This is a genomic window from Marinilactibacillus sp. 15R (genome assembly GCF_001895285.1).
Classification (GTDB): Bacteria; Bacillota; Bacilli; order Lactobacillales; family Carnobacteriaceae_A; genus Marinilactibacillus; species Marinilactibacillus piezotolerans.
In genome coordinates this window covers 310,120-334,918 of sequence record NZ_CP017761.1, presented here as the reverse complement: position 1 = coordinate 334,918, position 24,799 = coordinate 310,120, and the positions used below count along the sequence as shown (strand labels likewise).

At 40.5% G+C, this 24,799-nt stretch carries 21 protein-coding genes and 2 pseudogenes; 14 read left to right on the top strand and 9 right to left on the bottom strand.

The features are described 5' to 3' along the window. Positions 1-47: 47 nt before the first annotated feature. Positions 48-1,886, top strand: a complete 1,839-nt coding sequence (gene spxB / locus BKP56_RS01500) for a pyruvate oxidase (RefSeq protein ID WP_072693413.1) — start codon at positions 48-50, stop codon at positions 1,884-1,886. A gap of 91 nt (positions 1,887-1,977) precedes the next feature. Here the strand turns inward: spxB and msrA are convergent, their stop codons facing one another. Beyond that, a complete protein-coding gene (gene msrA, locus BKP56_RS01495) occupies positions 1,978-2,811 on the bottom strand; it encodes a peptide-methionine (S)-S-oxide reductase MsrA (RefSeq protein WP_072693412.1) in 834 nt (277 codons plus the stop codon). A gap of 537 nt (positions 2,812-3,348) precedes the next feature. Between msrA and BKP56_RS01490 the strand changes: the two genes are divergently transcribed. The 6 genes from BKP56_RS01490 (at position 3,349) to BKP56_RS01465 (ending at position 8,908) form a co-directional block, all read left to right on the top strand. After that, on the top strand, positions 3,349-4,281 hold the full coding sequence (locus BKP56_RS01490; RefSeq protein ID WP_072693411.1) for an ABC transporter ATP-binding protein: 933 nt from the start codon (positions 3,349-3,351) through the stop codon (positions 4,279-4,281). Further along, on the top strand, positions 4,274-5,044 hold the full coding sequence (locus BKP56_RS01485) for an ABC transporter permease (RefSeq protein WP_072693410.1): 771 nt from the start codon (positions 4,274-4,276) through the stop codon (positions 5,042-5,044). Before BKP56_RS01490 ends, BKP56_RS01485 begins: the two co-directional genes overlap by 8 nt. A gap of 322 nt (positions 5,045-5,366) precedes the next feature. Further along, complete coding sequence (locus BKP56_RS01480) at positions 5,367-6,818, top strand: UDP-N-acetylmuramoyl-L-alanyl-D-glutamate--2,6-diaminopimelate ligase (RefSeq protein ID WP_072693409.1); 1,452 nt, start codon at positions 5,367-5,369, stop codon at positions 6,816-6,818. A gap of 130 nt (positions 6,819-6,948) precedes the next feature. Further along, a complete protein-coding gene (locus tag BKP56_RS13700; protein ID WP_156849199.1) occupies positions 6,949-7,149 on the top strand; it encodes a hypothetical protein in 201 nt (66 codons plus the stop codon). 124 nt (positions 7,150-7,273) lie between these two features. Next, positions 7,274-7,720 (top strand): DUF4385 domain-containing protein, encoded by a 447-nt coding sequence (locus BKP56_RS01470; protein ID WP_072693407.1) that lies wholly within the window; start codon positions 7,274-7,276, stop codon positions 7,718-7,720. 180 nt (positions 7,721-7,900) lie between these two features. Next, positions 7,901-8,908: a tRNA dihydrouridine synthase gene (locus tag BKP56_RS01465; RefSeq protein WP_072693406.1), complete on the top strand. Its 1,008-nt coding sequence runs from the start codon at positions 7,901-7,903 to the stop codon at positions 8,906-8,908. Between the two features lie 354 nt (positions 8,909-9,262). On the opposite strand, the gene istB is transcribed toward BKP56_RS01465, so the two are convergent. From istB to map, 3 genes are all read right to left on the bottom strand, one after another. Next, on the bottom strand, positions 9,263-10,018 hold the full coding sequence (gene istB, locus BKP56_RS01460) for an IS21-like element helper ATPase IstB (RefSeq protein WP_022796280.1): 756 nt from the start codon (positions 10,016-10,018) through the stop codon (positions 9,263-9,265). Beyond that, positions 10,008-11,564 (bottom strand): IS21 family transposase, encoded by a 1,557-nt coding sequence (istA, locus tag BKP56_RS01455; RefSeq protein WP_072693405.1) that lies wholly within the window; start codon positions 11,562-11,564, stop codon positions 10,008-10,010. Before istA ends, istB begins: the two co-directional genes overlap by 11 nt. Before the next feature lie 63 nt (positions 11,565-11,627). Then, a complete protein-coding gene (gene map / locus BKP56_RS01450) occupies positions 11,628-12,416 on the bottom strand; it encodes a type I methionyl aminopeptidase (protein ID WP_083540436.1) in 789 nt (262 codons plus the stop codon). A 273-nt stretch (positions 12,417-12,689) separates the two neighbouring features. Between map and BKP56_RS01445 the strand changes: the two genes are divergently transcribed. Beyond that, complete coding sequence (locus BKP56_RS01445) at positions 12,690-13,559, top strand: AraC family transcriptional regulator (protein ID WP_072693404.1); 870 nt, start codon at positions 12,690-12,692, stop codon at positions 13,557-13,559. Positions 13,560-13,671: 112 nt separating this feature from the next. On the opposite strand, the gene BKP56_RS01440 is transcribed toward BKP56_RS01445, so the two are convergent. Further along, positions 13,672-14,313, bottom strand: coding sequence for a YczE/YyaS/YitT family protein (locus BKP56_RS01440; RefSeq protein ID WP_083540435.1), 642 nt, complete (start codon positions 14,311-14,313; stop codon positions 13,672-13,674). A gap of 245 nt (positions 14,314-14,558) precedes the next feature. On the opposite strand from BKP56_RS01440, the gene BKP56_RS01435 reads away from it, so the two are divergent. Further along, positions 14,559-15,137 carry a uracil-DNA glycosylase family protein gene (locus tag BKP56_RS01435; protein ID WP_072693403.1) on the top strand — a complete coding sequence of 193 codons (579 nt, stop codon included), beginning with the start codon at positions 14,559-14,561 and terminating at the stop codon, positions 15,135-15,137. Between the two features lie 96 nt (positions 15,138-15,233). Here the strand turns inward: BKP56_RS01435 and BKP56_RS01430 are convergent, their stop codons facing one another. Together BKP56_RS01430 and BKP56_RS01420 are read right to left on the bottom strand one after the other, a co-directional pair. Continuing rightward, positions 15,234-16,076, bottom strand: a complete 843-nt coding sequence (locus BKP56_RS01430) for an SDR family NAD(P)-dependent oxidoreductase (RefSeq protein ID WP_072693402.1) — start codon at positions 16,074-16,076, stop codon at positions 15,234-15,236. 495 nt (positions 16,077-16,571) lie between these two features. Further along, complete coding sequence (locus BKP56_RS01420) at positions 16,572-16,817, bottom strand: helix-turn-helix transcriptional regulator (protein WP_442914824.1); 246 nt, start codon at positions 16,815-16,817, stop codon at positions 16,572-16,574. Between the two features lie 199 nt (positions 16,818-17,016). Here BKP56_RS01420 and BKP56_RS01415 point away from each other — a divergent pair. The 4 genes and pseudogenes from BKP56_RS01415 to BKP56_RS01400 all read left to right on the top strand — a co-directional run bounded on the left by BKP56_RS01415 (position 17,017) and on the right by BKP56_RS01400 (position 22,700). Then, a pseudogene (locus BKP56_RS01415) lies at positions 17,017-19,479 on the top strand (heavy metal translocating P-type ATPase). Between the two features lie 205 nt (positions 19,480-19,684). Next, complete coding sequence (locus BKP56_RS01410; protein ID WP_232226917.1) at positions 19,685-21,043, top strand: YjiH family protein; 1,359 nt, start codon at positions 19,685-19,687, stop codon at positions 21,041-21,043. Positions 21,044-21,231: 188 nt separating this feature from the next. Further along, a complete protein-coding gene (locus BKP56_RS01405; RefSeq protein ID WP_156849197.1) occupies positions 21,232-22,119 on the top strand; it encodes a hypothetical protein in 888 nt (295 codons plus the stop codon). After that, positions 22,119-22,700 carry a hypothetical protein gene (locus BKP56_RS01400; RefSeq protein WP_072693399.1) on the top strand — a complete coding sequence of 194 codons (582 nt, stop codon included), beginning with the start codon at positions 22,119-22,121 and terminating at the stop codon, positions 22,698-22,700. The genes BKP56_RS01405 and BKP56_RS01400 overlap by 1 nt, the downstream gene beginning before the upstream one ends. A 463-nt stretch (positions 22,701-23,163) precedes the next feature. On the opposite strand, the pseudogene BKP56_RS14195 reads toward BKP56_RS01400, so the two are convergent. Then, positions 23,164-23,325: pseudogene (locus tag BKP56_RS14195) on the bottom strand (ATP-binding protein); the annotation flags it as partial. 331 nt (positions 23,326-23,656) lie between these two features. Continuing rightward, the gene (locus tag BKP56_RS01390; RefSeq protein ID WP_156849196.1) at positions 23,657-23,887 is read right to left on the bottom strand and encodes a hypothetical protein; all 231 of its coding nucleotides are present in this window, start codon (positions 23,885-23,887) and stop codon (positions 23,657-23,659) included. 294 nt (positions 23,888-24,181) lie between these two features. On the opposite strand from BKP56_RS01390, the gene BKP56_RS01385 reads away from it, so the two are divergent. After that, the gene (locus tag BKP56_RS01385) at positions 24,182-24,796 is read left to right on the top strand and encodes an RNA polymerase sigma factor (protein WP_232226916.1); all 615 of its coding nucleotides are present in this window, start codon (positions 24,182-24,184) and stop codon (positions 24,794-24,796) included. Positions 24,797-24,799 lie beyond the last annotated feature (3 nt).

The window sequence follows — 24,799 nt, the reverse complement described above, 5'->3', positions numbered from 1 at the left end:
ATACTAATAATGAAGCATTTTTTTAATGACAGGAGGAATGGAGAATTATGAATAAACAAACTGGTAAAATCGAAGCAGGGGTTGCCGCGATCAAGGTATTAGAAAACTGGGGAGTAGAACAGATCTACGGAATACCGGCAGGATCTTTGAACTCTTGGATGGATGCCTTGAAGCACGAAGAAACGAATATGGACTTTATCCAAGTTCGTCATGAAGAAGTCGGAGCATTGGCCGCATCAATGCAGTACAAATTCAGTGGGAAAATCGGAGTAGCTTTAGGATCAGGCGGACCGGGTGCGACGCATTTAATGAACGGGCTATATGATGCACGGGAAGATGGCGTACCGATGCTGGCGATTATTGGACAGCGCGCAGAGAATGAGATTAATATGGATGCTTTTCAAGAAATGAATCACAATCCAGTATTTGCGGATGTAGCGGTTTATAATAGACGAGTAGCGTATCCGGAACAATTACCGAAAATAATCGATGAAGCAATTCGAACAGCGATTACGCGTAATGGAGTAGCCTGCGTGGAGGTACCGGTCAGTTATGGCTGGGTCGAAATTGAAGAAGACAGCTGGTATTCATCCGCAAGTGCTCACCGTGAATTACCATTTCCAGTTCCAGATGAAAAAGATATCGAGGCAGCAGTTGAAATTCTGGAAAATGCGGAGCGTCCCGTTATTTATGCCGGAATCGGAACACGCGGTAATGGGGAAGCTGTTATGGAATTATCTCGCAAGCTGAAAGCACCCGTAGCTGTTACAGGAATCAATTACGATACATTCCCGCATGATTTTGAGGCATTACTTGGTTCTGCTAACCGGGTTGCTAGAAAACCGGCAGTAGAAGTGTTTGAAGAAGCAGATGCCGTACTGTTTGCTGGAAGTAACTATCCGTTTACTGAAGTGACGGGTGTATTTGATCACGTTAAGAAATTTATCCAAATCGATATAGATCCATATAAACTAGGAAAAAGACATCCAGTGGATGCAGCTATTCTAGGAGATGCTGGGGCAGCGATCCGTTCCATTACCGATAAAATTTCTGAAAAACCAGAAAGCGGCTGGTATCGTGCGAACCTGAATAACATCAAAAACTGGGCTGATTATATCGAAAAACTGGAAAAGAAAACAGAAGGCGAGTTGCAAGTCTATCAAGCCTATAATGCAATCAATAAAGTTGCAGATGAAGATGCGATTTTTTCTACGGACGTCGGAAATACGACGCAAACTTCCATACGTCATCTGAAAATGACACCGAAAAACATGTGGAGAACTTCAGGTGTATTTGCCACAATGGGAAATGGACTGCCAGGTGCCATTGCGGCTAAGAAAAATTTCCCAGACAGACAAGTATGGGATCTGACCGGTGAAGGCGCGTTTGCGATGGTCATGCAAGACATTATCACAACTGTTCAGCATAAACTGCCAAGCATTCATGTTGTATTCTCAAATGACGAGTATGCGTTTATTAAAGCGGAACAGGAGGACACTAACCATAATTACTTTGGTGTCGATTTTCAATCTGCAGATTACGCCAAAGTCGGCGAAGGACTCGGAGCAGTCGGATTCACAGTCAGAGAAATCAGCGAGCTTGAGGAAGTCTTCCAGAAAGCTGTTGAGCTGGAAAAATCAGGACGTACTGTGGTCATCGATTTAAAAGTCAGTGACGACCGTCCGATTCCAGTAGAAAAACTGAAACTGGATCCGAAATTATATTCAGAAGAAGATATCAATCAATTTAAAGAACGTTATGAAGCAGAAGAGCTCGTCCCGTTCAGTCAATTCCTGGAACAAGAAGGATTAGACGTGCATGTGCATAAACGCAGAGGGAATAATGGATTAAAAGAATCAAACGTAGATACTGAAGAACAGATTTAAATCTATTTTATTTTAAAAGGATAGAATGAGTAAAGGACGCTGGGATTTTTCACCAACGTCCTTTTTGCTTGTATTAAAATCATGGGTTAAGCTATTTTCTGAACCGTTTGAGTCCGTAGTATAGTTTGGCTTGCAGCCGTCTAAAGAACAGAAACTGTTTATGAGATTTCCACATGCCTTTATGCCGCTTTGGGTTCTTCTTATAAAACTGCTGATGATAATTTTCAGCCGGCCAGAAGGTTCCGGCGGATTTGATTTCAGTCACGATCGGCTGTTTGAACGTATGAGATTCCTCCAGCTGCAGCTTGGAACGTTCAGCGGTCAACCGCTGTTCTTCATCTTTGACAAAGATGATTGAACGATACTGTTCCCCGCGGTCCTGGAACTGACCGGAAGCATCTGTTGGATCCGTTAATTTCCAGAAAATGTCCAACAGTTCTTCATATTCAATCAACCGTTTATCAAAAAGGATTTCCACGGCTTCTACATGACCGGTATACTGACCCACTACCTGGTCATAGTTGGGGTTCTCAAAATCTCCTCCGGTATATCCGGATAAGACAGATAGGATTCCATTCCGTTCTTCAAAGGGTTCGACCATGCACCAGAAACAGCCTCCAGCAAAGGTAGCCGAATCCTGATATTCTGCACTCTCAAGCTGATGGTTGGAGAAATCAAATGAACCAACCGTCGAATCATTTCCCGTGATCTGGTTATAAAAATCCATCACGTCCGGCGTTAGATTGTTCCTTAAAGCCAGCGGACGCAATTGAGCCTCAATTTCTGCCAAGTGGCGGTTCAGATTTCTATCGTCATCTAACGTATCTTTAGCAGACTGCAGTATAGAACGCTCAAAGTTCCGAGTCGCCGGATTCAGAATAAGGTTGTACAGCGTATTGAGTAACGTTTCCTGATCAGGTTTCATTTCAACCTCCACCTCTGGTTCAAGTTTGCTCCTTCTGTTAGTAAAAGGTGGACTAAGTATAGCATAACGAATTGTATAGCAAGTACATCTCTGCAGTTTGTTTTTCTAAAATTCTATTATATTTCGTTCGTTAGCGACTAGGTTTGATGACTGTGCGGTACCAAAGTGATCGCAATCTCCATATTAGAACCAGTTCGTGCGCGTATTCCAGATTAACTGGTTCCAAAAAGGATATTGCGACTAGTTCTGACAACTGTGCTGCAAGGAAGTGGTCGCAATCCCCCTATTAGAACCAGTTCGTGCAAGTATTTCAGATTAACTAGTTCCAAAAGAGATATTGCAACTAGTTCTGCCGACTGTGCTGCACGGAAGTGGTCTCATTCTCCTTAAAAAGAAATACTGACAGTAAAGAGGATTGAATATAGTAATTCCTCTGCCGTTAAATGAAAATAATAATCCGATTAATGATCTTTTATACAAATAATAAGTCATTCCATGTTAAAATAAAGCATCAAAGTTTAAGGAGATTGTTCGTACATGACATATGCACTAGAAATAAAAGACTTGAGAAAAGTCTATGGAACCGGGGTTGAAGCTCTGCGAGGCATTGACCTGACCGTAGAAGAAGGAGACTTCTATGCGCTATTAGGTCCAAACGGTGCCGGAAAATCAACAACAATCGGTATTATTACCTCACTCGTGAATAAGACTTCTGGAAAGGTAAATGTACTTGGGTATGATTTGGATACGGATTTAGTCCGCTTAAAACAACAGATTGGATTAGTGCCGCAGGAATTCAACTTCAATCCATTTGAGACCGTACAACAGATCGTCGTCAATCAAGCGGGATATTATGGTGTATCGCGTAAAGAAGCGTTGAAGCGCAGTGAAAAATACTTGAAGCAATCTGACTTGTGGGAAAAACGGAATGAACGTGCTCGTATGCTGTCTGGCGGAATGAAGCGGCGTTTGATGATTGCACGCGCATTGATGCATGAACCTCGTTTACTGATATTAGATGAACCGACAGCGGGCGTGGATATCGAGCTGCGCCGGGAAATGTGGACTTTCCTGAAAGAATTGAATCAGAACGGAACCACCATTATCCTGACGACCCATTATCTGGAAGAAGCAGAAATGCTGTGCCGCAATATCGGAATCATTCAAAAAGGCGAACTGATTGAAAATACCACCATGAAATCACTGCTTGCAAAACTGCAGTTTGAAACGTTCATTTTTGATCTGGACGATCATACTCAGGCACCCGAGATCAAAGGGTATACTAGCACGCTGGTAGATGAAAATACACTTGAAGTTGAAGTGGAGCGGAATCAGGGAATCAATGAGGTCTTCAACCAGCTTACACAACAAGGAATAAAAGTTCTTTCGATGCGGAATAAATCCAATCGTTTAGAAGAACTGTTCCTGAAGATCACAGAAGAAAATCAAGTGGAGGCTGCACATGTTTAATCTTTATTTAACCGCACTGAAAAGTCTGGCGGTCAAGGAAACAAACCGCTATTTGCGTATCTGGGTACAGACATTAGTACCACCAGTTATCACAACATCACTATACTTTGTTATTTTCGGAAATTTGATCGGAGAACGAATTGGACAGATGGAAGGCTTCTCTTACATGGAATTTATCGTTCCGGGTCTGATCATGATGTCTGTCATTACCAGTTCTTATTCCAATGTTTCTTCATCATTTTTCTCTCAAAAGTTTCAGAAGAATATTGAAGAACTGCTGATTGCGCCAGTACCGACACATGTCATTATGTGGGGATTCGTGATTGGCGGACTCGGCAGAAGTATACTTGTTGGTACACTGGTAACGATCATTTCACTCTTGTTTGTACCGCTTCAAGTGTACTCCTGGTTTATGGTCATTCTAACACTATTAATGACCTCGACATTATTTTCATTAGCAGGATTGCTGAACGGAATTTTTGCTCAATCATTCGATGATGTATCGATCGTACCAACATTTGTCTTACAACCGCTGACTTATCTAGGTGGAGTATTCTACGCGATCTCGACACTACCGCCATTCTGGCAGACAGTTTCTCAGGTCAATCCGATCGTTTATATGGTTTCAGGATTCCGTTACGGATTCCTTGGCGTAATCGACGTACCTGTTTTACTATCAATAGCTATTCTCATCATATTCATCGTAGTATTGTATGCAATCTGCTGGTACCTGATTGAAAAAGGCCGCGGATTGAGAAGTTAATAATAGAAAAGCTGGTTCTGAACAAACTCCTGTTCAAAATCAGCTTTTTATTTTACCTGCAGCTTTAAATGATTAATTTTGTTGCAGCAGTTATATGCAAATCATGATGACAAATTAACTCATTAAATGATGAATTTAAGTATTTAAACTGAACTGCAAATTATATGTATAAAGTTGTTCTTGTTATTTATTTCTTTTAGTTGAAGTAAAGACTTTTTTACTTTATCGTTAGGAATGTAAAAAAAGTAAGTTACAACCATATTGTTTTAATAAAAATAAAGGAATATTGATTATAGATTTATTAAGGTTAAGGAGAAGGAAGATGGAACTCTACAAGTTATCAAAGCTCAGCTCTGTTACTGAACTTCAAAACTCGACAGAAAATAAGGATATCACAGGGATAACAGAAAGTTCTACTAAAGTAAAAGCAGGGTATCTGTTTATTGCAGTAAAAGGACATGAAGTGGATGGTCATGATTTTATAGAGGAAGCAGTCGAACGAGGCGCTGCTGTTGTGATTGGAGAATATCCGGCTGAACAGATTTCTGTTCCTTATATTCAAGTAGATAATTCAAGAAAAGTATTAGGTCAGTTGGCTGCGGCTTTTTATGGATTCCCCAGCCGCGATAAATTAGTTATAGGGGTTACAGGTACGAATGGAAAAACAACGACATCATTATTTATTCAGCACTTATTGAAAAAAATAGGCTATCGGGTAAGTTACTTTGGGACAATTTTCAATGAAGTAAATGGTGTTCGAACTAAAAGTGCATTGACTACTCCGCCATCATGCTTCATTCAAGAACAGTTATCGCAATCTGATGATGAAGCAGTAGTCATTGAAGTTTCCTCTCAAGGCTTAGCTCAGCACCGTATGGAAGGTCTAGAATTCGACTATGCGTTATTTATGAATTTGCAACATGATCACTTAGATTATCACAATACAATGGAAGACTATTTTTATTCAAAAAAACGATTATTCTCATATTTGAAAAGCAATGGGAAAGCCATCGTCTATACAGACGATGACTGGGGAATGAAACTTAAAAACTTGTTAGAACAAGAAGGTCAGGAAGTACTGACAGTCGGAAGTAAGAATAATGCTAATATTCAAATAGATGAAATTCTAAAGACGAATGGTATGATATCAATAGAACAGGATACTTATAAGGTGAAATCTCCGCTGCCAGGAACTTATAATGTAATCAATACAATAATGGCAGGATCAGTTGTTTATGATATGGGTAAGTCATTTGATCAAGTAAATGATTGGATACAAGATATTGAACAGATAGCGGGAAGATTTGAGAGCTATTTAATAAAGGATGAAGTCTATTCAGTAGTCGATTATGCTCATACTGCTGAAGCTGTAGATCTGCTGCTGAAAACGGTAAGGGAAATTTATCCAAAGTATCATCTGATCCATATTTTTGGATTTAGAGGAAATAGAGATATAACGAAACGAAATAAAATGATTGAGGTCTCTTCTAAAAGAAGCGACAAAACGATTTTAACTTTAGACGATTTGAACAAAGTACCTGAAGAAGAAATGAAAGAAGAGTATAAAAAATATCTAGATAAGAGTATTGTCGTAGAAATGGATCGAACGCGTGCTGTTTATAAAGCTGCAGCTGCAGCTGCTGGCCCGACGATCATCGTCGTAACAGGTAAAGGACATGAAACTTACCAACAACACTTTGAATTAGGAACTGCTACAGATACAGAGACAGTCAAATTGATAAGAAAACAATTGAAAAATGAAGAATATTGTTGAATCCAGCATCCAGCTCTCGACACGCAGTGAAAGATACTCTCCAATTGGAAAGTATCTTTTTTCTTGTCTTCCTGATTTTTTCGCGCTGACGTACATCCATACTGGCTTTTACACTTTGATCCAATTCGTCTTGCCTGAGCACAAAATCGGTCAGTTGATGACGGCTTTCACTACATTGAAATCTACAATGGAACTGGCGACTGTCGCTGCGGTAAGCGGATTGGGTAATTTTTGTGATATAAGACTCGTGCTGATAGAGACGGAGCTAGTAGTGGTGGGCATTGTCATTATTATTTTTCTATCACTGATTAAAATAAGGAAAGCTGAATGAGTATCTATACAGTTGCTATTATCACTATCTTGTCACAAGGTCTCTTACTCAATCATTCTGCTGCTGGATGATATGATGAAAATACGAGTAAAAAATATCAGATGAGTGAAAAGAGGAATGGCATATGGCTTTTAACTATGATTTGGACTTCGACAAAATTGATTTTCGCGAGCAACCCGAGCTGTATAGAATCGGACGCGGCGAGCAGGGTGTACTGATGGTCGAGCCGTACAAAGGTGAGATCCTGCCGCACTGGCGCTTCAAGACACCTGAGATTGCCAAGAAATCATCTGAAAAAATTTATCAAATGTATCTGGATTACAAAGAAGCAGAGGACTTTGTCGGAATGGATATGGCCAGGAAATTTTTGCAGATGGGCTATACCCGCTCGCGCCGCTATGCAAACTATAAAGGCGGGAAAAAATACGACGAGAACGGTGAAGTAAAAGAGCGGGAAATCAATGAAGAAAAAGCTGAGTCAGCAGCAATCTTTGAGGAAAAGTGGAAGATTGTCCGCGAAGATAAAGCATACCTGGAAATGAAAAGGGCTCATCAGAAAAAGTATGGTTGATTGTTCACTTCATTATACTTCCTTATAAAAGTCAATCGACTTATTTATTCAAAGTTCATTTGACAAAATCGCTATAACAGCTAAAATAGATAGAGTTAGTCTAGGTAAATTGAAAGATGAACTTACCTATTTAAATGAACAGAATAGTGGATTTGAATAAGAAAGGATTCGTTATTAAATATGGAAAATAATTTTTGGAAAGACTTGCCGAAGCCGTTTTTCGTCTTGGCACCAATGGAGGATGTCACGGACGTTGTCTTCAGACATGTCATCGCTGAAGCCGGCAGACCGGATGTCTTTTTTACGGAGTTTACGAATACAGTGAGCTACTGCCACCCAGAAGGACGCAATAGTGTACGCGGACGTCTGACCTTTACAGAAGATGAACAACCGATCGTGGCGCATATCTGGGGAGACCAGCCGGAATTTTTCCGTGAAATGAGTATCGGGATGGCGGAAGCAGGTTTCAAAGGAATCGATATCAACATGGGCTGCCCGGTACCGAACGTGGCTAAAAAAGGAAAAGGAAGCGGTCTGATCAAGCGTCCAGAAGTCGCTGCTGAACTGATTGAAGCAGCAAAAGCTGGAGGACTTCCAGTCAGCGTGAAAACAAGACTGGGTTATGCGAAGTTAGATGAGTGGCGCGAGTGGATTACACACTTGTTGAAACAAGATATCGTCAACTTGTCGATTCATTTACGAACCAGAAATGAAATGAGCAAGTATGATGCACACTGGGAAATGATTGGAGATCTCAAGCAACTGAGAGACGAAATCGCTCCCGACACCTTACTTACGATTAATGGAGATATTCCTGACCGCAAAACCGGCTTGGAGCTGGTTGAAAAATACGGTGTCGACGGAGTCATGATTGGACGCGGAGTCTTCACAAATCCACACGCTTTTGAAAAAGAACCTAGAGAGCACAGCGGCAAAGAACTGCTGGATCTTTTAAGAATGCATCTGGATTTGTTTGATCAGTATTCTGTTGAAGACGGACGTTCATTCAAACCGCTGCGTCGTTTCTTCAAAATCTACGTCCGCGGAATAAAAGGTGCCAGCGAGTTGAGAACAAAATTGATGGAAACCGTCACCACCAATGAGGTTCGTGCATTGTTAGACGAGTACGAAGCACATCATCCGGAAATACTAGAAGTACCAGAAAAAACGGTATCTGTAAAACAGTAATCAAAAAAATAGGCTTCGCCGGCATAATCAGCGAAGCCTATTTTTTATTTTGTGATTTCAGTTAAAAAGCTCGCTTCAATCATCCAGAAAGTGTCTGCTGACTACAGCGTCGTAATGATTGGGCCAGATTTTGAAAGAATGATTGTATGCTCATATTGAGCGACATAGCTGACTACTGCCACACATTTGTACCATTGATGCCAACTTTCTTACCACTGTTTGCCAAAGAATGTACCACCTTTTGCCAGCTCGATGTACCACTAAAGAAATATCCCATAACCACTGTGATTTAAGTTAGTTATGGGACACCTTTACATAATCCATAGGATTATATTAGTTTTTCATAATAATATCTTAGAAGTTATTGGATAAACCCAGTCGTTCACGCATAGATGTTTCACCATCAATAGTGATGGTGTAGGAATTATGAACAATCCGATCAATAACTGCTTCTCCTGTGGGACCACCTCCCAGTTTAGAGTGCCATCCGGCTGTGTTGAACTGGGTACAGAAGATCGTAGAAGTCGTCTTTTCCCGTTTTTCTATGATTTCCATGGTCAAGTATAGTTCTTCTTCTGTTAAGTCATGAAGAAGCCACTCATCAATAATGAGTAGTTCTTTCTTGGTGTACTTACGCATTAATTTTTTATAGCTGTCATCTGGTTGATTTTTTGCTATCTTAAACTCATCTAGGAGTTCAGGTAGGCGAACATACTGAACTTTATAAAATTGACGACAAGCAGCTATACCAAAGGCACAGGCTAAGTAGGTTTTCCCAGCTCCAGTTGCTCCCATCAGAATGATGTTGTTCTTATTTTCTAAGTACAACCCAGAAGCTAAGCGTAAGATCTCTTCTTTTGGTAACCGTCGGTCTTCGAAATATTGAATCTCCTCAATTGATGCTGAAGGAACTTCGAATGCAGCTTGCCTTATTAAGCGTTGAAGCTTATTACTTTTGCGACGAGAATGTTCGCTGTCTACTAATAGCTTAAAGCGATCTTCGAAGCCCAGATCGTTATATTGCTTGTTTTGTGCCTGTTGCTTATAGGCCTCTGCCATGCCACTCATTTTCATTTCAATCAATTTTGTTATCGTATCTTCATTCATCATTTAAACGTCCTCCATAGTATCTAGCTCCACGGGTGAATCCATGGTTCTGAGTTAATTTATCTACTGCTTTCTTCATTTGTTCTTCTTTTATCTGCTTCTGATTATTTTTAAGGGCTGTTTTAACAAGAGAGACCGTCGGTCTTTCTGTGACGTCCAGTACCGTCTGGCAGGCTTTTTCCAATTCATACTTTGTGTGTTTGCGTAACACTTTCTTAAGAGTGAAAATGGACTGAACACCTTGTCGTTCAACGGCAGCGTTTTTTAGAATTAATTCGACCACTTGTAAGGTAGATCGTCCAATATCTTTTGCCCATGCAATGGCATTTTGTGGGGTTTGATCCGTATATAATTTATGGTTCTCTGGCATATGATCTCGGTTAGTGGACTGCCTGCCATATTTCCCATATAATCGTGAATGAGAAGCGATTCTCATATGATTGTAGAATACTTCAATAAGATGATCTGTAACTCTCACATCTACCTGTTGACTGATATATTCATAAGGAACAGAATAAAACTGACTTTTAACAGAGATATGATAGTCTGGTTGAACTTTGGCGGTTAACCATTCAGACATCTGATAAGGTGTTGGCGGAAGAGGAGAAAGGTACGATTTCTCTTCTTCTAAAAATGCTGACCATCTGGAACCTTCACGCTTCGTAAAATCACGATGATTGAACTCTTCTAATTTTTCTTTGGCAACGTCATTCCATTCCTTTAAAGTGAAGCATTGAGTGTGCCTCATGGCAGCGATAATCCAAGTCGAGATTGTGCGTACAGACCCTTCTACTGACGCTTTATCCTTTGGATATTTTACTCGAGCTGGCATCACGAATGTGCCGTAATGATTCGCCATATCTTTATAAGTAGGATTTAGTACTAATTGCTTTCGCGTATTTTCCTGAACCCCTGTTTTTAAGTTGTCAGGGACTAGAACTTCACTCACACCACCAAAATAGTCGTAAGCATGTCTATGGGCTGTGATCCACGACGTTAAGTTCATTGATAAAAAACCTTCAACGTAGGACAATTGACTACTAGGAAATGTCGCTACGAATACATAGACTTTCACCTTCTCACCAGTATCTCGGTCAATTAAAGTACCGGTAGATCCAGCCCAGTCGACTTCTAAAATTTCTCCTGGCTTTCGTTTAATTCGCATCGTTGCCTTATGTTTTTCTGCATATTTTCTATAATGACGAATGAAACTGCGATAGGCATAAGGAATAGCGTTTTCTGCTCGACACTGCACTTCATATTCATGATGAAGCAGTGTTAAAGTGACATTCTTCTTTCCCAACTCTTTGTGAATGTATTCAAAGTCAATCGGTCGGTAACCTGATCCTTCCATCGTCTTTTCAGGATACAAAAACTCTTCGAGCCATTTATCTGTCATCTCATCTGTTAACGGTAGTGTCACCTCCTTTTTTTCCGCAAGTCGAATGACTTCCGTTATTTTTTGTCTTGAGTGACCAGTAGCTGCACGAATACTTCGAAGCGAAAAGCCATCAGACCTCATCTCCAATACTTTCCTATATTGGAACATAAAAAAACCTCCATATAATAAATGTCATGCTTTAGGCTTAAATGCCGTAGGCATGCACATTAATTATACAGAAGTTAATAAGTGGTAAACAGGTTGGCAATGACTGGTACATTTCATGGCAAAGGGTGGTACAAAACTTGGCAGCGCTGGTACATTTCGCTGGCGGTAGTCAACATAGCTGTCTCTAACTAAAAAAGTCCATCCGTCATCGCCTTCAAAAACTTCTTCTTCAGCGGTCGAGATAAAAGGTTCCCATGCAATGACCATACCTTCTTTTAATAGCGTATCGTCATAACGAGTGTAGTAATTGAAAATATGGTTGGGTGATTCATGGATAGAACGCCCGATGCCGTGACCAGTCAGATTTTTGATGACGGTCAAGTTATGTTTTCTGGCAACATTATGTGCCGCTTTTCCGAGTCCGCTGGCGTTTGAACCAGGTTTTGCCTTTGCAAGTCCCGCTTCGAAAGCTTCTTTTACGACTTCACACACCTTATGTGCATCAGGATCCCCTTTTCCGACGACAAATGAAACACCCGTGTCCCCAAAGTAACCGTCTTTAGAACCGGAAACATCAATATTGACCAAGTCACCTTCTTGAATGATTCGATTACCAGGAATACCATGCGCTACTTCTTTATTTACGCTGATACAAGTATACCCGGGAAAGTTGTATTCTCCTTTAGGGGCAGACTGAGCTCCAGCCTTTTCAAAAAGGTCTTTTGCCATTTCATCTAGCTCGTTCGTCGTTATACCCGCTTTTGTATGCGCCACTAATGCGTCACGAATGGATCCGCAAATCTTGCCGATTTCTTTTAATCCATTAAAATCTTCTTCTGTTTTTGCTATCATGTTGTTTCCTCTATTCATTATTTTAATTTGGGGTATTTTGTCGGTTAAAGTGTATCATAAATCGAATGATTCTATCAGGTATTTATTTTTTTGCTTATTAAACCTGGCGGATAGAATCATGGGTTCTGTTCAAATATCCAAAAGGCTTATTTATAAGACTATTCATTTTCCACACTATTCACATAAAAATGAGAAATACGACAGTTTTGCTTCTAAATGATCGAGTCATATCTCAGTGACTTTGTTATTATACAGTTATGAAAGGAGGAGACCATGTTAAAAGAACTGAATCAAGTAATTGACTATATTGAGGAGCATTTGACTGAAGATGACTCCCTTGAAAAACTATCGGAATATGCGGGGGTTTCTGATTATCACTTAAGGACGTTGTTCTTTCATTTATCTGGTATGACGGTTACTGAGTATATAAAAAACCGTAAATTAACAGAAGCCAACAAAGACTTATTGAATGGAGAAAAAGTAACAGTAGTGGCATTCAAGTATGGATACCAATCGCTTGATGGATTTACGCGAGCCTTTAAGAATTGGTGTGGGTTCTTACCATCAGATGTTCACAAAAAAGGGATGAGCAAATTTGTACCAAGACTATCTTTCTTCATTGATGTAAAAGGAGGCATTTCAATGAACTACCGAATCGAAGAAAAACCGGCATTTAGCTTCGCAGGGGTCAGCAAACGAGTTCCAATGCAGTTTGAAGGCGTCAATAATGCAATTGTCGAGCTGGCTCAGAGTATTACAGAGAAGCAAAGGAAAGAAATGCATACTCTTCAAAATATAGAACCACGTGAAATTGTAAATGTGTCTTATGATGCTGACGAAAACTTTATGAAAGAGGAGGGAGAATTGACGCACTTGATTGGGGTAATGACAACCGAAAGTCAAATCAGCAACGATTTAGATACTATATTCGTTGAAGCTTGCACTTGGGCAGTATTTCCATGTGAAGGACCTTTTCCTTCAGTATTACAAGAAACCATGGCAAGAACTTACTCAGAGTGGCTGCCGGCTTCTGATTATGAATTGATTCAGGCACCGAATTTTTCATTTACTAAAATGGATGATCAGAAAAGTGGGTATGCGTACAGTGAAATATGGTTGCCAGTCAAGAAAATTACGAAGTAAACATAAAACGCAATAATAAATCAGTAAAAAAAGTATTTCTTTAAGGAGAAATACTTTTTTGCTTTTCATTCAATTATAAATGGATACATCAGTATTTAGTCAGACAGCGCAGTTATTCTTCTACAGTAACATTTTCAACAATGGGCTGAAGGCGTTTGATGAAAAAGCCTAAAAGCGGGGCAAAGATCAGCATGCCGATTACAGTTCCTTCTCTTGCAGTCATCGGAACGCCAACTGATAAGGTCAGCAAGACAGTAAGGAGAACAGCGAGGACATCGACCATCTGCCGTATGACAGCAAAGCGGGTGTGAGTTTTTTCTGCCAGCGCCATACAAAAACCTTCCAGCGGAAATGTGACGATATTCAGTGTCATAACCATACTTACCGCAAAAGCAGCCAAGACGGTTCCTGTTAAGAACAACAGCAAAGTAAATACATAGTGAGTTAAAGTCAGAGAAGCAAAGAGGGTATAGTAAAAATAATTAATTAAGACGCCTAGTAAAACGCTGACTGGAATTTGCAGCAGTTGTCTAGGCGGAAATGCGCTCTTTAATAAAAGCAGTTGTCCGAATACACAGGAAATATTTAAAATCATACCGATCGTGCCGACTTTTATGGCAGAAAGGTGCGCCAGAGACTGAGCGATGGCATCCCATGCGGCTAGACCAATAGCTGCTTTGATTGTCAGTGAAGCCGAAAATGCTACAAATACCATAGAGATTACCATCAAACTCAGTCTTTTCATCTGCTGCACGTTTATATCTCCTCATCATTCATTCATCGTTATTACAAGCTAAGTCTATCACAGTCAGGATATGATTTTAAGCTTTTATCGAAATGACCCTGTTATTTAATGATATACCGGATAGTGAAGCAGTAAATCAGTTGATCATTTAGTATAGAGCATCGAAATTTGTTATAGTGTAAAGAAAGCGATAGAATCAAGCAAATGAGATCAATTCAAAAGATAAAAAATAAAGCAAGGAGATCGTTAAGGAAATGACCACAATAGAAGCAATCAGACAAGAAATCATGGCGGATCCGATGAATGAAAGCTATACAAAGCGCGGCGTTCCTCCGTTGTTTAGTGCACCAAAAGAAGCCCGCATTGCAATCGTCGGCCAGGCACCAGGACGAAAAGCAGAAGAAACCCAAATGTTCTGGAATGATGCCAGCGGAGATAGACTGCGTGAGTGGATGGGTGTTTCTAGAGAATTTTTCTATAGTACGAATGAAATTGCTCATCTGCCGATGGATTTTTATTATCCTGGCAAAGCGAAATCAGGCGATGTTCCGCCCCGTAAAGGATTTGCTGAAAAATGGCATTCTCGTCTATTAGCAGAGATGCCGCATATTGAAACCATTATACTGATCGGCAGTTACGCTCAAAAATACTATCTGGGAAAACGCCGGGAGAAAAACTTGACCGAGACCGTTCGGAACTTTGAACAATATGCACCTGAATATTTACCGCTTGTTCATCCATCGCCGTTGAATTACGGATGGATGAAGCGGAATCCCTGGTTCGAAGAACAGGTATTGCCGGTTTTGAAAGAACAAGTGCTCAAAAGCTTATAAGCCTATATTAGGTAATAATGAGTGGAAAAGAGGATGATCACAAGATAAAAAAGTACGAGTTCACCCAAAATTTACAGTGAACGCGTACTTTTTGATTTAAAGGGCTTTAAGATCTAATTCTAGTAATGTGGCGTCGATAAATTCTCTGCGCATGATAAAGTCGCTCCCATACTGCTTGACGGCGGCGATTTTTCCCTCGTCTGAATAAACACCAGCATATTTTTCAGGATGATCAGCGGCTAAAATAATCGGCTGGGCACCTTCATCGACCGTCACGAATAAAGGATCCAGCAGCTTGAAGACAAAATCTCCAACTTTCTGACTGACGTTGTTTCTACCGATATTAGTTGAGACCATTCCCGGATGAACGGCAGTTGTTTTTAAGCCTTGTCGTGAATACTGTTCATGCAGTTCCTGTGCCAGATACAATGTTCCGAGTTTTGATCTGCCATATCCAGCGAGTGGATTAAAATGCTGCGGGCTGAAGAAGGGTCTTTTCATCGGGACAAATTTATAAGCACCAGAAGAAACCACTATGACTTGTTTGCTTTCACTATTCATAACCAGCGGCAGCAATTCATGCGTAAGTAAAAACGGTCCAAGATAGTTTGTTGCCATCATCAGCTCATAACCATCGCTGCTTTCTCTTTTTGTTGTAGAGACCATGCCGGCATTATTGATCAGACAGTCGATGTGATTCACTTGTTTATGAGTCGTTGCTGCAGCTGTTTTGACAGAAGATAAATCACTCAAGTCACATTCAATCAAGTCGACTCTTGCTTGCGGATTGATTTCAAATAACGCCTTCTTTAGCGCTTCTCCCTTAGTGAGATTTCTGCACAACAGCAGAACACGGTCATATTGCTTTACCAACACTTTGACCGCTGCTTGTCCAATACCAGAAGTTGGACCGGTAATAGCTAAAATAGATTCATACATAACATATTCATCCTTACTAATTGTTTTACTAGCTGTTTTATCTAGTATACCAAAAAGAATGCCACCTTTAAGCCAACGTGTCTTTTAGTCGTCATCCAGCTCGTCATCTCTTTTCTTTCTTAAACGAAAAACGTAATAAGCAGGGATAATACAGCAGATAAACAGTATTCCCGGCATAATGACGGCATTCATCCAGCTGAGGCCATCGATCACGGAATTGAGAATTCCGCTGACGATCACAAGCAGACTGATAATGATCAAGGTGATGATGAATCCTTTATTAGGAGAGGTATTTTCCTTTCCTGTTCTACACTAACAGTGGCTGATTGATAGGCAGCTATAATCCCTGTTATCACCAGTAAAAACCATAATGGCCGATCCGTCATTTCACTGAACCCTCTAGTGATCAAGTCGTAACCTAGTATCCCTAAAATTCCGACCATTTGAATCGCAAACAACACTCTGATCTGTTTTAGGTTTTTTAGTATAAGTCGCTCATCCGTGATTTTCTTTATGTTTCCGTTCCTCCTCGTTTATCCAGAACAGTTCATCCAATGTTTTATTGACGATGTGACAAATGTTCAGGCATAACTTTAGCGTCGGGTTATAACTTCCTTTTTCAATCAAACTGATTGTCTGACGAGTTACACCTGCTTTTTCCGCTAACTGCTGTTGCGTCAGGTTAACGGCTGCGCGTGCACTCTTTAAATGATTTTCCACAAACTGAATCATCCCTTCCATGTAATATATAGTGTACGTTGTACAGTATATATTACATTATTCAAGATATATATTCCGTGATTGATGAAAATTGATTCTAAAGGAGATCTGAATTAATATGTTTACAATCGTAAACGTATGTGATATAGTGTATCCATAGTTAAGGTTACAATCGTAAACGAATAATAAAAAATCATCAAGCAATAGAGGAGGAAGCCTTATGTTAAAAGAAACGTATGAAATAGAAGGAATGTCCTGTGCATCTTGCGCACAGACGGTTGAAAAGGCGGTAGCCAAGTTAAAGGGTGTCGACTCGGTCAACGTCAATCTGGCGACAGAAAAAATGAGTGTCGCTTACGACACAAACGTCCTTAAAAATCAAGAAATCGAACAAGCTGTTAAAGATGCCGGGTATAAAGCCAGTAAAAATACCCTGAATCATACTTATGAGATTGAGGGGATGTCTTGTGCATCTTGCGCATAGACAGTTGAAAAAAACGTCAGTAAACTCAGTGGCGTCAGCAGTGCCTCAGTCAACTTGGCCACTGAAAAGATGACTGTTGAATACGAGGCAAAAGCTTTATCTAAAGCGGACATTATGAAAGCAGTCCAAGATGCCGGCTACAAAGCAATCGATCTGGAAGAAAACAAAGAAGCAGGAGAAGAACAAGCAGACTAGAAGCAAGCACATATAAAAGAGATGTGGACCCGTTTCTTCTGGTCAGCCATTTTTTCCGTACCGCTTCTTTATATTGCAATGGGAGAAATGATTGGACTGCCGATTCCGGGATTTTTACATCCTATGGAACAAAGTACCGCTTTTGCGACCACACAATTGATTTTGACACTGCCGGTCATGTATTTCGGGCGTTCTTTCTTTACAAATGGATTTAGAAATCTATTTAAAGGTCATCCCAATATGGACTCTCTGGTTGCATTGGGAACAAGTGCCGCATTTCTATACAGTTTATACGGCACAATCTTGATTTACATGGGAGACAATCATTTTGCGATGAGCCTGTATTATGAATCAGCCGCTGTTATCCTAACGCTGATTACTTTAGGGAAATATTTTGAAGCCGTCTCAAAGGGCAAAACTTCTGAAGCTATCAAGAAACTGATGGACTTAGCACCAAAGACAGCCAATGTTGTCCGTGACGGTCAAGAGATAGAGATCGGCATTGATCAAGTGATGACAGACGACATCGTGATTGTTCGACCAGGAGAGAAAATTCCAGTCGATGGTGTGATCGTTGAAGGTACATCTGCAGTAGACGAATCGATGATCACTGGAGAAAGTCTACCTGTAGAAAAGAATGAAGGAGATAATGTCGTCGGTGCCAGCATCAATAAAACCGGCTCGTTCAAATTCAAAGCAACAAAAGTCGGAAAAGACACCACGTTATCTCAAATCATTCAACTAGTAGAAGAAGCACAAGGATCAAAAGCACCGATTGCACAGCTGGCGGATAAATTATCTGGTGTATTCGTACCGATCGTTATTGGCTTAGCGATTCTCTCTGGACTTGTCTGGTTCTTTTTAGGACAAGAGTCTTGGGTATTTGCCTTGACAATCACAATCTCCGTACTGGTGATCGCTTGTCCCTGTGCACTTGGCTTGGCAACACCGACAGCGATCATGGTCGGAACGGGCAAAGGAGCAGAAAACGGCGTCTTAATTAAAAGCGGAGATGCGCTGGAATCTACCCAGAAAGTCCAAACGATTGTATTTGATAAAACCGGAACGATCACAGAAGGTAAGCCCGTTGTGACAGATATCCTCAACTACAATGGGTATAGCCAAGAAGAGGTATTGGAATTAGCGGCTTCTGCAGAAACAGGTTCTGAACACCCGCTTGGTGAAGCAATTGTGGAAGGGGCCAGAGAACGCGGCTTGCGGTTAGAGTCAGTGAAGAACTTTAATGCAATTCCGGGACAAGGCATCAAAGTAACCGTTGGAAAGCAAGACTTGCTGTTAGGAAACAAAAAACTGATCACAGAAAACAACATCGATCTATTGGATTCACAAGCAGCAGCTGATCATCTGGCAGCTGAAGGAAAAACGCCTATGTTTATCGCAGCGGACGGTCAACTGATTGGGATCGTTGCAGTAGCCGACACGATCAAAGAACACAGTGTCCAGGCAATCGAAAAACTGCATAAAATGGGTATTCAAGTAGCGATGATTACCGGCGACAACAAAGGGACTGCAAACGCAATTGCCAAACAAGTCGGCATCGACCGCGTATTCAGTGAAGTCTTGCCTGAAGATAAAGCCAACGAAGTACAAAAACTTCAAAGCGAAGGGATACACGTGGCAATGGTCGGAGATGGTATCAATGATGCACCGGCATTAGCACAAGCGGACATCGGAATCGCAATCGGTTCAGGAACAGATGTCGCGATCGAATCAGCGGATATCGTTTTGATGAGAAGCGACCTGATGGACGTACCGACAGCAATCGAGCTCAGCCGTGCGACGATCAAGAATATCAGAGAAAACCTATTCTGGGCATTTGCTTATAATGTACTTGGAATCCCGGTCGCAATGGGTATCCTCTATGCATTCGGGGGACCATTATTGAATCCGATGATTGCCGGAGCCGCAATGAGTTTCAGTTCAGTATCTGAATTGTTGAATGCACTAAGATTGAAACGATTTAAAGCGAAACGCATAGATTGAAAATAAAGAAAGGGTCAACTTCTCAATCATAGGAGAGGTTGATCCTTTTATTATGGATTTTTTTGCTTATGTAAAGCAGCTGCCCCAATCCAATTGAAACGATTTATTCATTTGTACAATCATTTATACATATAGAAGCGGTTTAATTGTATTCAGTATCCAGATATGATAACCTTTAGACCGTTGTAAATTGGAGGAAATATAAGTGATCAAAAATTCATTCAAGTTTATCTTTTTATCATTATTGGGACTTGTCTTTTTCTTAGTTCCGTTTGAAATCGGCGGCGAAAGCAGCATTATGATCTCGCATATCATTGACTTTATTACGGAGAATATCTTTAATGCCTTTATTTTATTTACTCAAATCAGTGCTTGGATCGTTTTGCTGGGAACAATCATTTTTCTATTTTATACTTCTAAAAATAAATATGTGAATTCAGTATTTAAGGCTTCTCCTTTGAATGTAATATTGCGGATTGTCGGATCTTTCTTATATCTGATGGTGATCAACAAATGGTTCCTGCAGACGGGCGTTGGAAGTATTATTATAGATCCGGGAACCGGCGGGACCATGGCAGGAGAAGAAGGCCTATTGACGACCTTATACATCACATTTCTGGTCGGACTGCTGGCACTGCCTTTGCTGACACACTTTGGGATCGTTGAATTCCTGGGTGTGATTCTGGGACCGGTTATGGAAAAAGTTTTTAAAGTACCCGGCTTCTCAACGATTGATGCTATTGCCTCTTTCGTAGGAGATGGAACGATTGGAATCGTCGTGACGGATAATCAGTATCAGAGAGGGTACTACAGCAGAAGAGAAGCTTATGTGATATCGACTAGTTTTTCGGTCGTAGGGATCGCTTTTGCGGCTGCAGTGGCACAGGAGCTGGGGTTCAGCTCAATTTTTCCAATCTTTTACGGTTCAATTTTAGTAGTAACACTGATACTGGCATTTATCACAGCGAGATTGCCATGGAAGAAGTTTCCGGCAGCCTACTATCAGGGGAAAGAACCGAAAACGGCAGAGACCCCGGAGGGTAAATCGAAGTTCAAACATGCTTACGAATCAGCGATCGAACAAGCAGAGTCTTCTACAGTCGGTGGAGCTTTAAAAGAAGCCGTTAAAAATATCATTAATATTTACGTCAGCTTTTTGCCGATCATTATGGCTGTTGGAACGGTTTCACTGATTATCGCAGAGTACACGCCGTTTTTCGACATCATTAGTGCTCCGCTGTTTTATGTCTATGACTGGATCGGTTTCAGTTCGGAAGTAGCCAGCCAGATGGCACCAGCATCTCTAGCAGGATTTGCAGATATGTATCTGCCGGCACTATTCATTACGGATGTGTCTTCTGAAGCAGCTCGCTTCTTTATCGGCGTTCTCGCTTTCACACAGCTGGTCTTCATGTCAGAAACGGGCATGATTTTGATCAAAACAAAAATCGGACTGAATTTCTGGGATATTGTAAAAGTCTTTATTTTTAGAACCGTTATTTCAATTCCGATTTTGATGGGCATTACTTACGGCTTATCCTTGATTGGCGTTATTTCATTTTAAATAATCATTCTATACAGTATCTGGATCAGTGAGAGCCGCTGAGACGGATGCTGTATTTTTTATAGAAAAGCAAAAGTCTCTTTGCATAAAGCATGTAATTTCTATAAAATTTACCTAAGAGAATAGGAATCATTACATAAAGAACAAGTTGAATAGAATAACAGAAATTGGGGAGAACAAATTTGAAAGTGAATAATCGACTGTTTCTGAGTATACTTGGAAGCATCTCAACCATCGCAATCATAGGTTTTTTATTTTTAAGTTACATAAAATTGGACGAACCGCTGTTTTTTGAACAGTATTATGAGCAGCAAGTGACCGTTTTGTCAGATGGAGATTTAGACTCGCATGGCGGGGAATTTGAGTTGAAATACCTTACAAATGCGTTTGAAGATAAGACAGTCATTCATGTGGAGTTTCCAGAGGAACCGGATTTAGCATTTCAGGCTTCAGAGTATCCATTTGGTATAAGTCCGAATTCAACTCCAACTCCAGAGGAAACTAAGGGGCCGTATTCTGTCCGAACCGTTTATGTACAACCGCTTGAACTATTTGGGGCTGAACAATTCGACCAGACAACCTTGACCCAAGTAAAACTTTTCTTCAGTGATAACAGTTCAATGACTGTCGATATAGGGGAAGTGAACTTCTATACTGTTTCTCCTGATCAATTAGATACAGAGCCGCTCAACTTCTTTAGTTCCACCAGCACCTCTGAAGGAGATACTAGTCATTTTTATGAAGTGAAAAGTGAGGTCACACTGACAGGGATACATTCTGAGCATTTAGACAAGTATGCTGACTGGATAAATTTTAAAATAAACGACCAGCCCTTAGAAACCTGGATTGGAAAAACATTCCAATCTGGGGAAACGATCAGTGGCAGCAGTGAAATGGTTGAAAATTATAATAGAGATACTCTGGACCGCTTTACCGAAATCAAGCTTCGTCCAGAACTCACTCTCACGGATGCGGAGGGACAGCAGCATACGAGCCGAACGTTTGAAATAGAGGACAGAGAAGCGTTTACGTTCTTCAACTTGTTGGAATATGTAAAAGCGAGAGGAGCATTGTAATGTCAGAAGCATATAAGAAACTATTCTGGGGTGTGTTTTTTGCGAATATCCACCTGCACATTGGGGCCATCACGCTGCTTCCGGCATTTGTCGGATTTCTGATCGCCTATTCAGGACTGTCAGATCTAGATATGAAAACGGAGACGGCAGCAAAATCATTTGACTTGCCGCAAGGAACACTGCTGGCTCTCGTAATTTTGACTGCTATCTATTCTGCATTCAATTTATTTACAGGCAGTCAGTATGAAACAATGCCGCTGGTGTCGTTTATTCCGACTGTATTCTCCGTGATGGAGTTAGTCGCTTTTCATAAGATTCTTGAAGTGTCCGTAACTGAGTTCCAAGCACGCGACTTTACATATGGAGTGGAAAAATACAGCCGCCGAGACAGAGTCTATATCCTTTTAAAAGGACTCTCTGCGCTGTTGCTGACGCTGAACCTCGTATTCAGCAGTCTGGTATTGTTCATACCAGGAACTTTGCTGGAAGTCGCTGCCATCATTTACCTGCTGGTGATCTTCCACTCATTGAAAAAAGATACAGAAGAAATGGAGATAGAGTATTTTAGGGATATTCTTTAATAGGAAGTGGTTAAACTGCTTTGATTTTAAAAAGAGGTTGGAGCATAAGTCTTTGATTAACATTGTTTTGCAAAATCAGAAAAGTATAAAATCCGTTAAATCAAGGATTAGATATCCTAGATTTAACGGCTTTGTTCTATTCGGCTAGTTTTGTTCCAACCTCTTATTTTTGATCGGTTAAATTAAAGAAAGTGTTAGAGTTGTAATGTCCTATTCAGCTGCTAAATAAGAAAATAATCTCAACGTGTCTGTAACTTGTGCATGATCTGGATCGCTGATGTTTTCTAAAGGAACCCCCATGACAATGCTGATATACTCCTGGCCGTCTACTAAGCCGAGAGTTGCCCAATTCTGTCCAGATTCTTCTGTGGTTCCGGACTTGCCGCCGATAATTTCAAACTGTATATAGAATAAAAGAACAATTTTAAATTTGAACTAGGGTAATCCTTAAACCTTTCTTAAATCAAGATTGGCTGTTCTCTAGAGGCAGTCTGACTTCAAAGACGGTTTGAACAATATCACTTTCAGCAGAAATCGTTCCGCCATGTTGTTCAACAATATTCTTAGCAATAAAGAGTCCTAGACCAGTGCTGTTTTGTTGCTGTGTACGCGAACGGTCTCCTGTTGGAGATGCAGGTACAGCTTACTTGATCAATAAATATAAGACGCTCGCAGTTTTATCGATTATCCTGATGGCGCACCTTTTGTTTTTCGCTGTCCTTTAAACTGAGATCAAAAGTTTTTTTACAACTGGTCATGATGCACGCTGCGTTTTTGCATCCGAGACAAAGAGCAGAAGCTGGCAGAATATGATTAAACTAGAGCCCCGGATAAAATGAACCGGAAAATAAAACTCCGTCAAATGCAGGGAATCATTTCCTTGATTTGATGGAGTTTTTAATGCTTTCCTTTCCAATACTCACTCAAAAAGATGATTATTCCTGATCTATTATTATTCAGTAGCAGTATCCAGCTTTAGTGACTAATTCCGGTGGATTTTCTTCAGGAAGTGGTTCCAAACGGGATATTGTGACTAGTTCAGGCGGATTTTCTTCAGGAAGTGGTTCCAAATGCGGTATTGTGACTAGTTCAGGCGGATTCGCGTCAGGAAGTGGTTTCAAACGGGATATTGAGACTAGTTCCGGTGGATTTTCGTCAGGAAGTGGTTCCAAACTCGATCTAGGCACCTGTTCTGTGATCAGAGAAAGGGTCAAATCATTCCATCAGGTCTTTTGGCAATCGTTTATGACCTGTCCAGGTTTATTCTCGCATGCAAATTCCTATTTCTATTGAAGAATAGATATGGCTATAATGGAACTAATAAACGTTCTGCTTTCTAGAGAATGTATCATAAAGAATAAAAAAGAATAAAAAATTTATTTAATTCTGCAACATTATGACTTGTTGAGTTGTATATAAGGTAAGACAGCTTTTTTAAGCCGTCTGATTTACATGGTTAAAATGGGTAAGGAGGAAAACAGATGCAGCAAGCTGACTTAATGAGTAATAGAGGAAGGAGGAGCGGACGCTTTTTTCAGACAATCTGTCATATGATTCAAGCCGTTTATTCTTTTGCGTTTAGCCGCCCTGAATCGGCGCAGTCAAAGCAGAAGGAGACCCATCAGGAACAGGCAAGCAGGTTAATGACATTATACGGGAATGCAATTTTCCGTCTCGCCTATTCTTACTTGCATAATAAAAGTGATGCGGAAGATATTTTACAAGATACACTGATCCAATATTTGAAAAAGCATCCGCAGTTCGAATCCGCTGAACATGAAAAGGCCTGGCTTTTGAGAGTGGCAATCAATCTCAGTAAAAATAAAATCAAGTACAACCATATACGCAAAACGGACGAATTGAATGAGACACTGACTGCAAAAAAGAGTGAGGACTTGAGCTATGTCTGGGAAGCCGTAAAATCGCTACCGATCAAATACCGAGAAGTGATTCATTTATATTATCAAGAAGGCTATTCTACTGCCCAAACAGCTGATATGCTCTCCAAAAAAGAAGCCACGGTCCGCTCTTTACTTAGACGTGCCCGTATTAAGCTGAAAACAGTATTGAAGGAGGCCTATGATTTTGAAGAATAACTA

What these genes read in the sequence shown, in the direction of transcription:
- BKP56_RS01480 (WP_072693409.1), top strand. Translation starts at nt 5,367, where the DNA reads ATGGAACTCTACAAGTTATCAAAGCTCAGCTCTGTTACTGAACTTCAA.
- istA (WP_072693405.1), bottom strand. Translation starts at nt 11,564, where the DNA reads ATGTTCCAATATAGGAAAGTATTGGAGATGAGGTCTGATGGCTTTTCG.
- istB (WP_022796280.1), bottom strand. Translation starts at nt 10,018, where the DNA reads ATGATGAATGAAGATACGATAACAAAATTGATTGAAATGAAAATGAGT.
- msrA (WP_072693412.1), bottom strand. Translation starts at nt 2,811, where the DNA reads ATGAAACCTGATCAGGAAACGTTACTCAATACGCTGTACAACCTTATT.
- spxB (WP_072693413.1), top strand. Translation starts at nt 48, where the DNA reads ATGAATAAACAAACTGGTAAAATCGAAGCAGGGGTTGCCGCGATCAAG.
- BKP56_RS01430 (WP_072693402.1), bottom strand. Translation starts at nt 16,076, where the DNA reads ATGTATGAATCTATTTTAGCTATTACCGGTCCAACTTCTGGTATTGGA.
- BKP56_RS01490 (WP_072693411.1), top strand. Translation starts at nt 3,349, where the DNA reads ATGACATATGCACTAGAAATAAAAGACTTGAGAAAAGTCTATGGAACC.
- BKP56_RS01400 (WP_072693399.1), top strand. Translation starts at nt 22,119, where the DNA reads ATGTCAGAAGCATATAAGAAACTATTCTGGGGTGTGTTTTTTGCGAAT.
- BKP56_RS01465 (WP_072693406.1), top strand. Translation starts at nt 7,901, where the DNA reads ATGGAAAATAATTTTTGGAAAGACTTGCCGAAGCCGTTTTTCGTCTTG.
- BKP56_RS01435 (WP_072693403.1), top strand. Translation starts at nt 14,559, where the DNA reads ATGACCACAATAGAAGCAATCAGACAAGAAATCATGGCGGATCCGATG.
- map (WP_083540436.1), bottom strand. Translation starts at nt 12,416, where the DNA reads ATGATAGCAAAAACAGAAGAAGATTTTAATGGATTAAAAGAAATCGGC.
- BKP56_RS01470 (WP_072693407.1), top strand. Translation starts at nt 7,274, where the DNA reads ATGGCTTTTAACTATGATTTGGACTTCGACAAAATTGATTTTCGCGAG.
- BKP56_RS01485 (WP_072693410.1), top strand. Translation starts at nt 4,274, where the DNA reads ATGTTTAATCTTTATTTAACCGCACTGAAAAGTCTGGCGGTCAAGGAA.
- BKP56_RS01385 (WP_232226916.1), top strand. Translation starts at nt 24,182, where the DNA reads ATGCAGCAAGCTGACTTAATGAGTAATAGAGGAAGGAGGAGCGGACGC.
- BKP56_RS01445 (WP_072693404.1), top strand. Translation starts at nt 12,690, where the DNA reads ATGTTAAAAGAACTGAATCAAGTAATTGACTATATTGAGGAGCATTTG.
- BKP56_RS01420 (WP_442914824.1), bottom strand. Translation starts at nt 16,817, where the DNA reads ATGGAAGGGATGATTCAGTTTGTGGAAAATCATTTAAAGAGTGCACGC.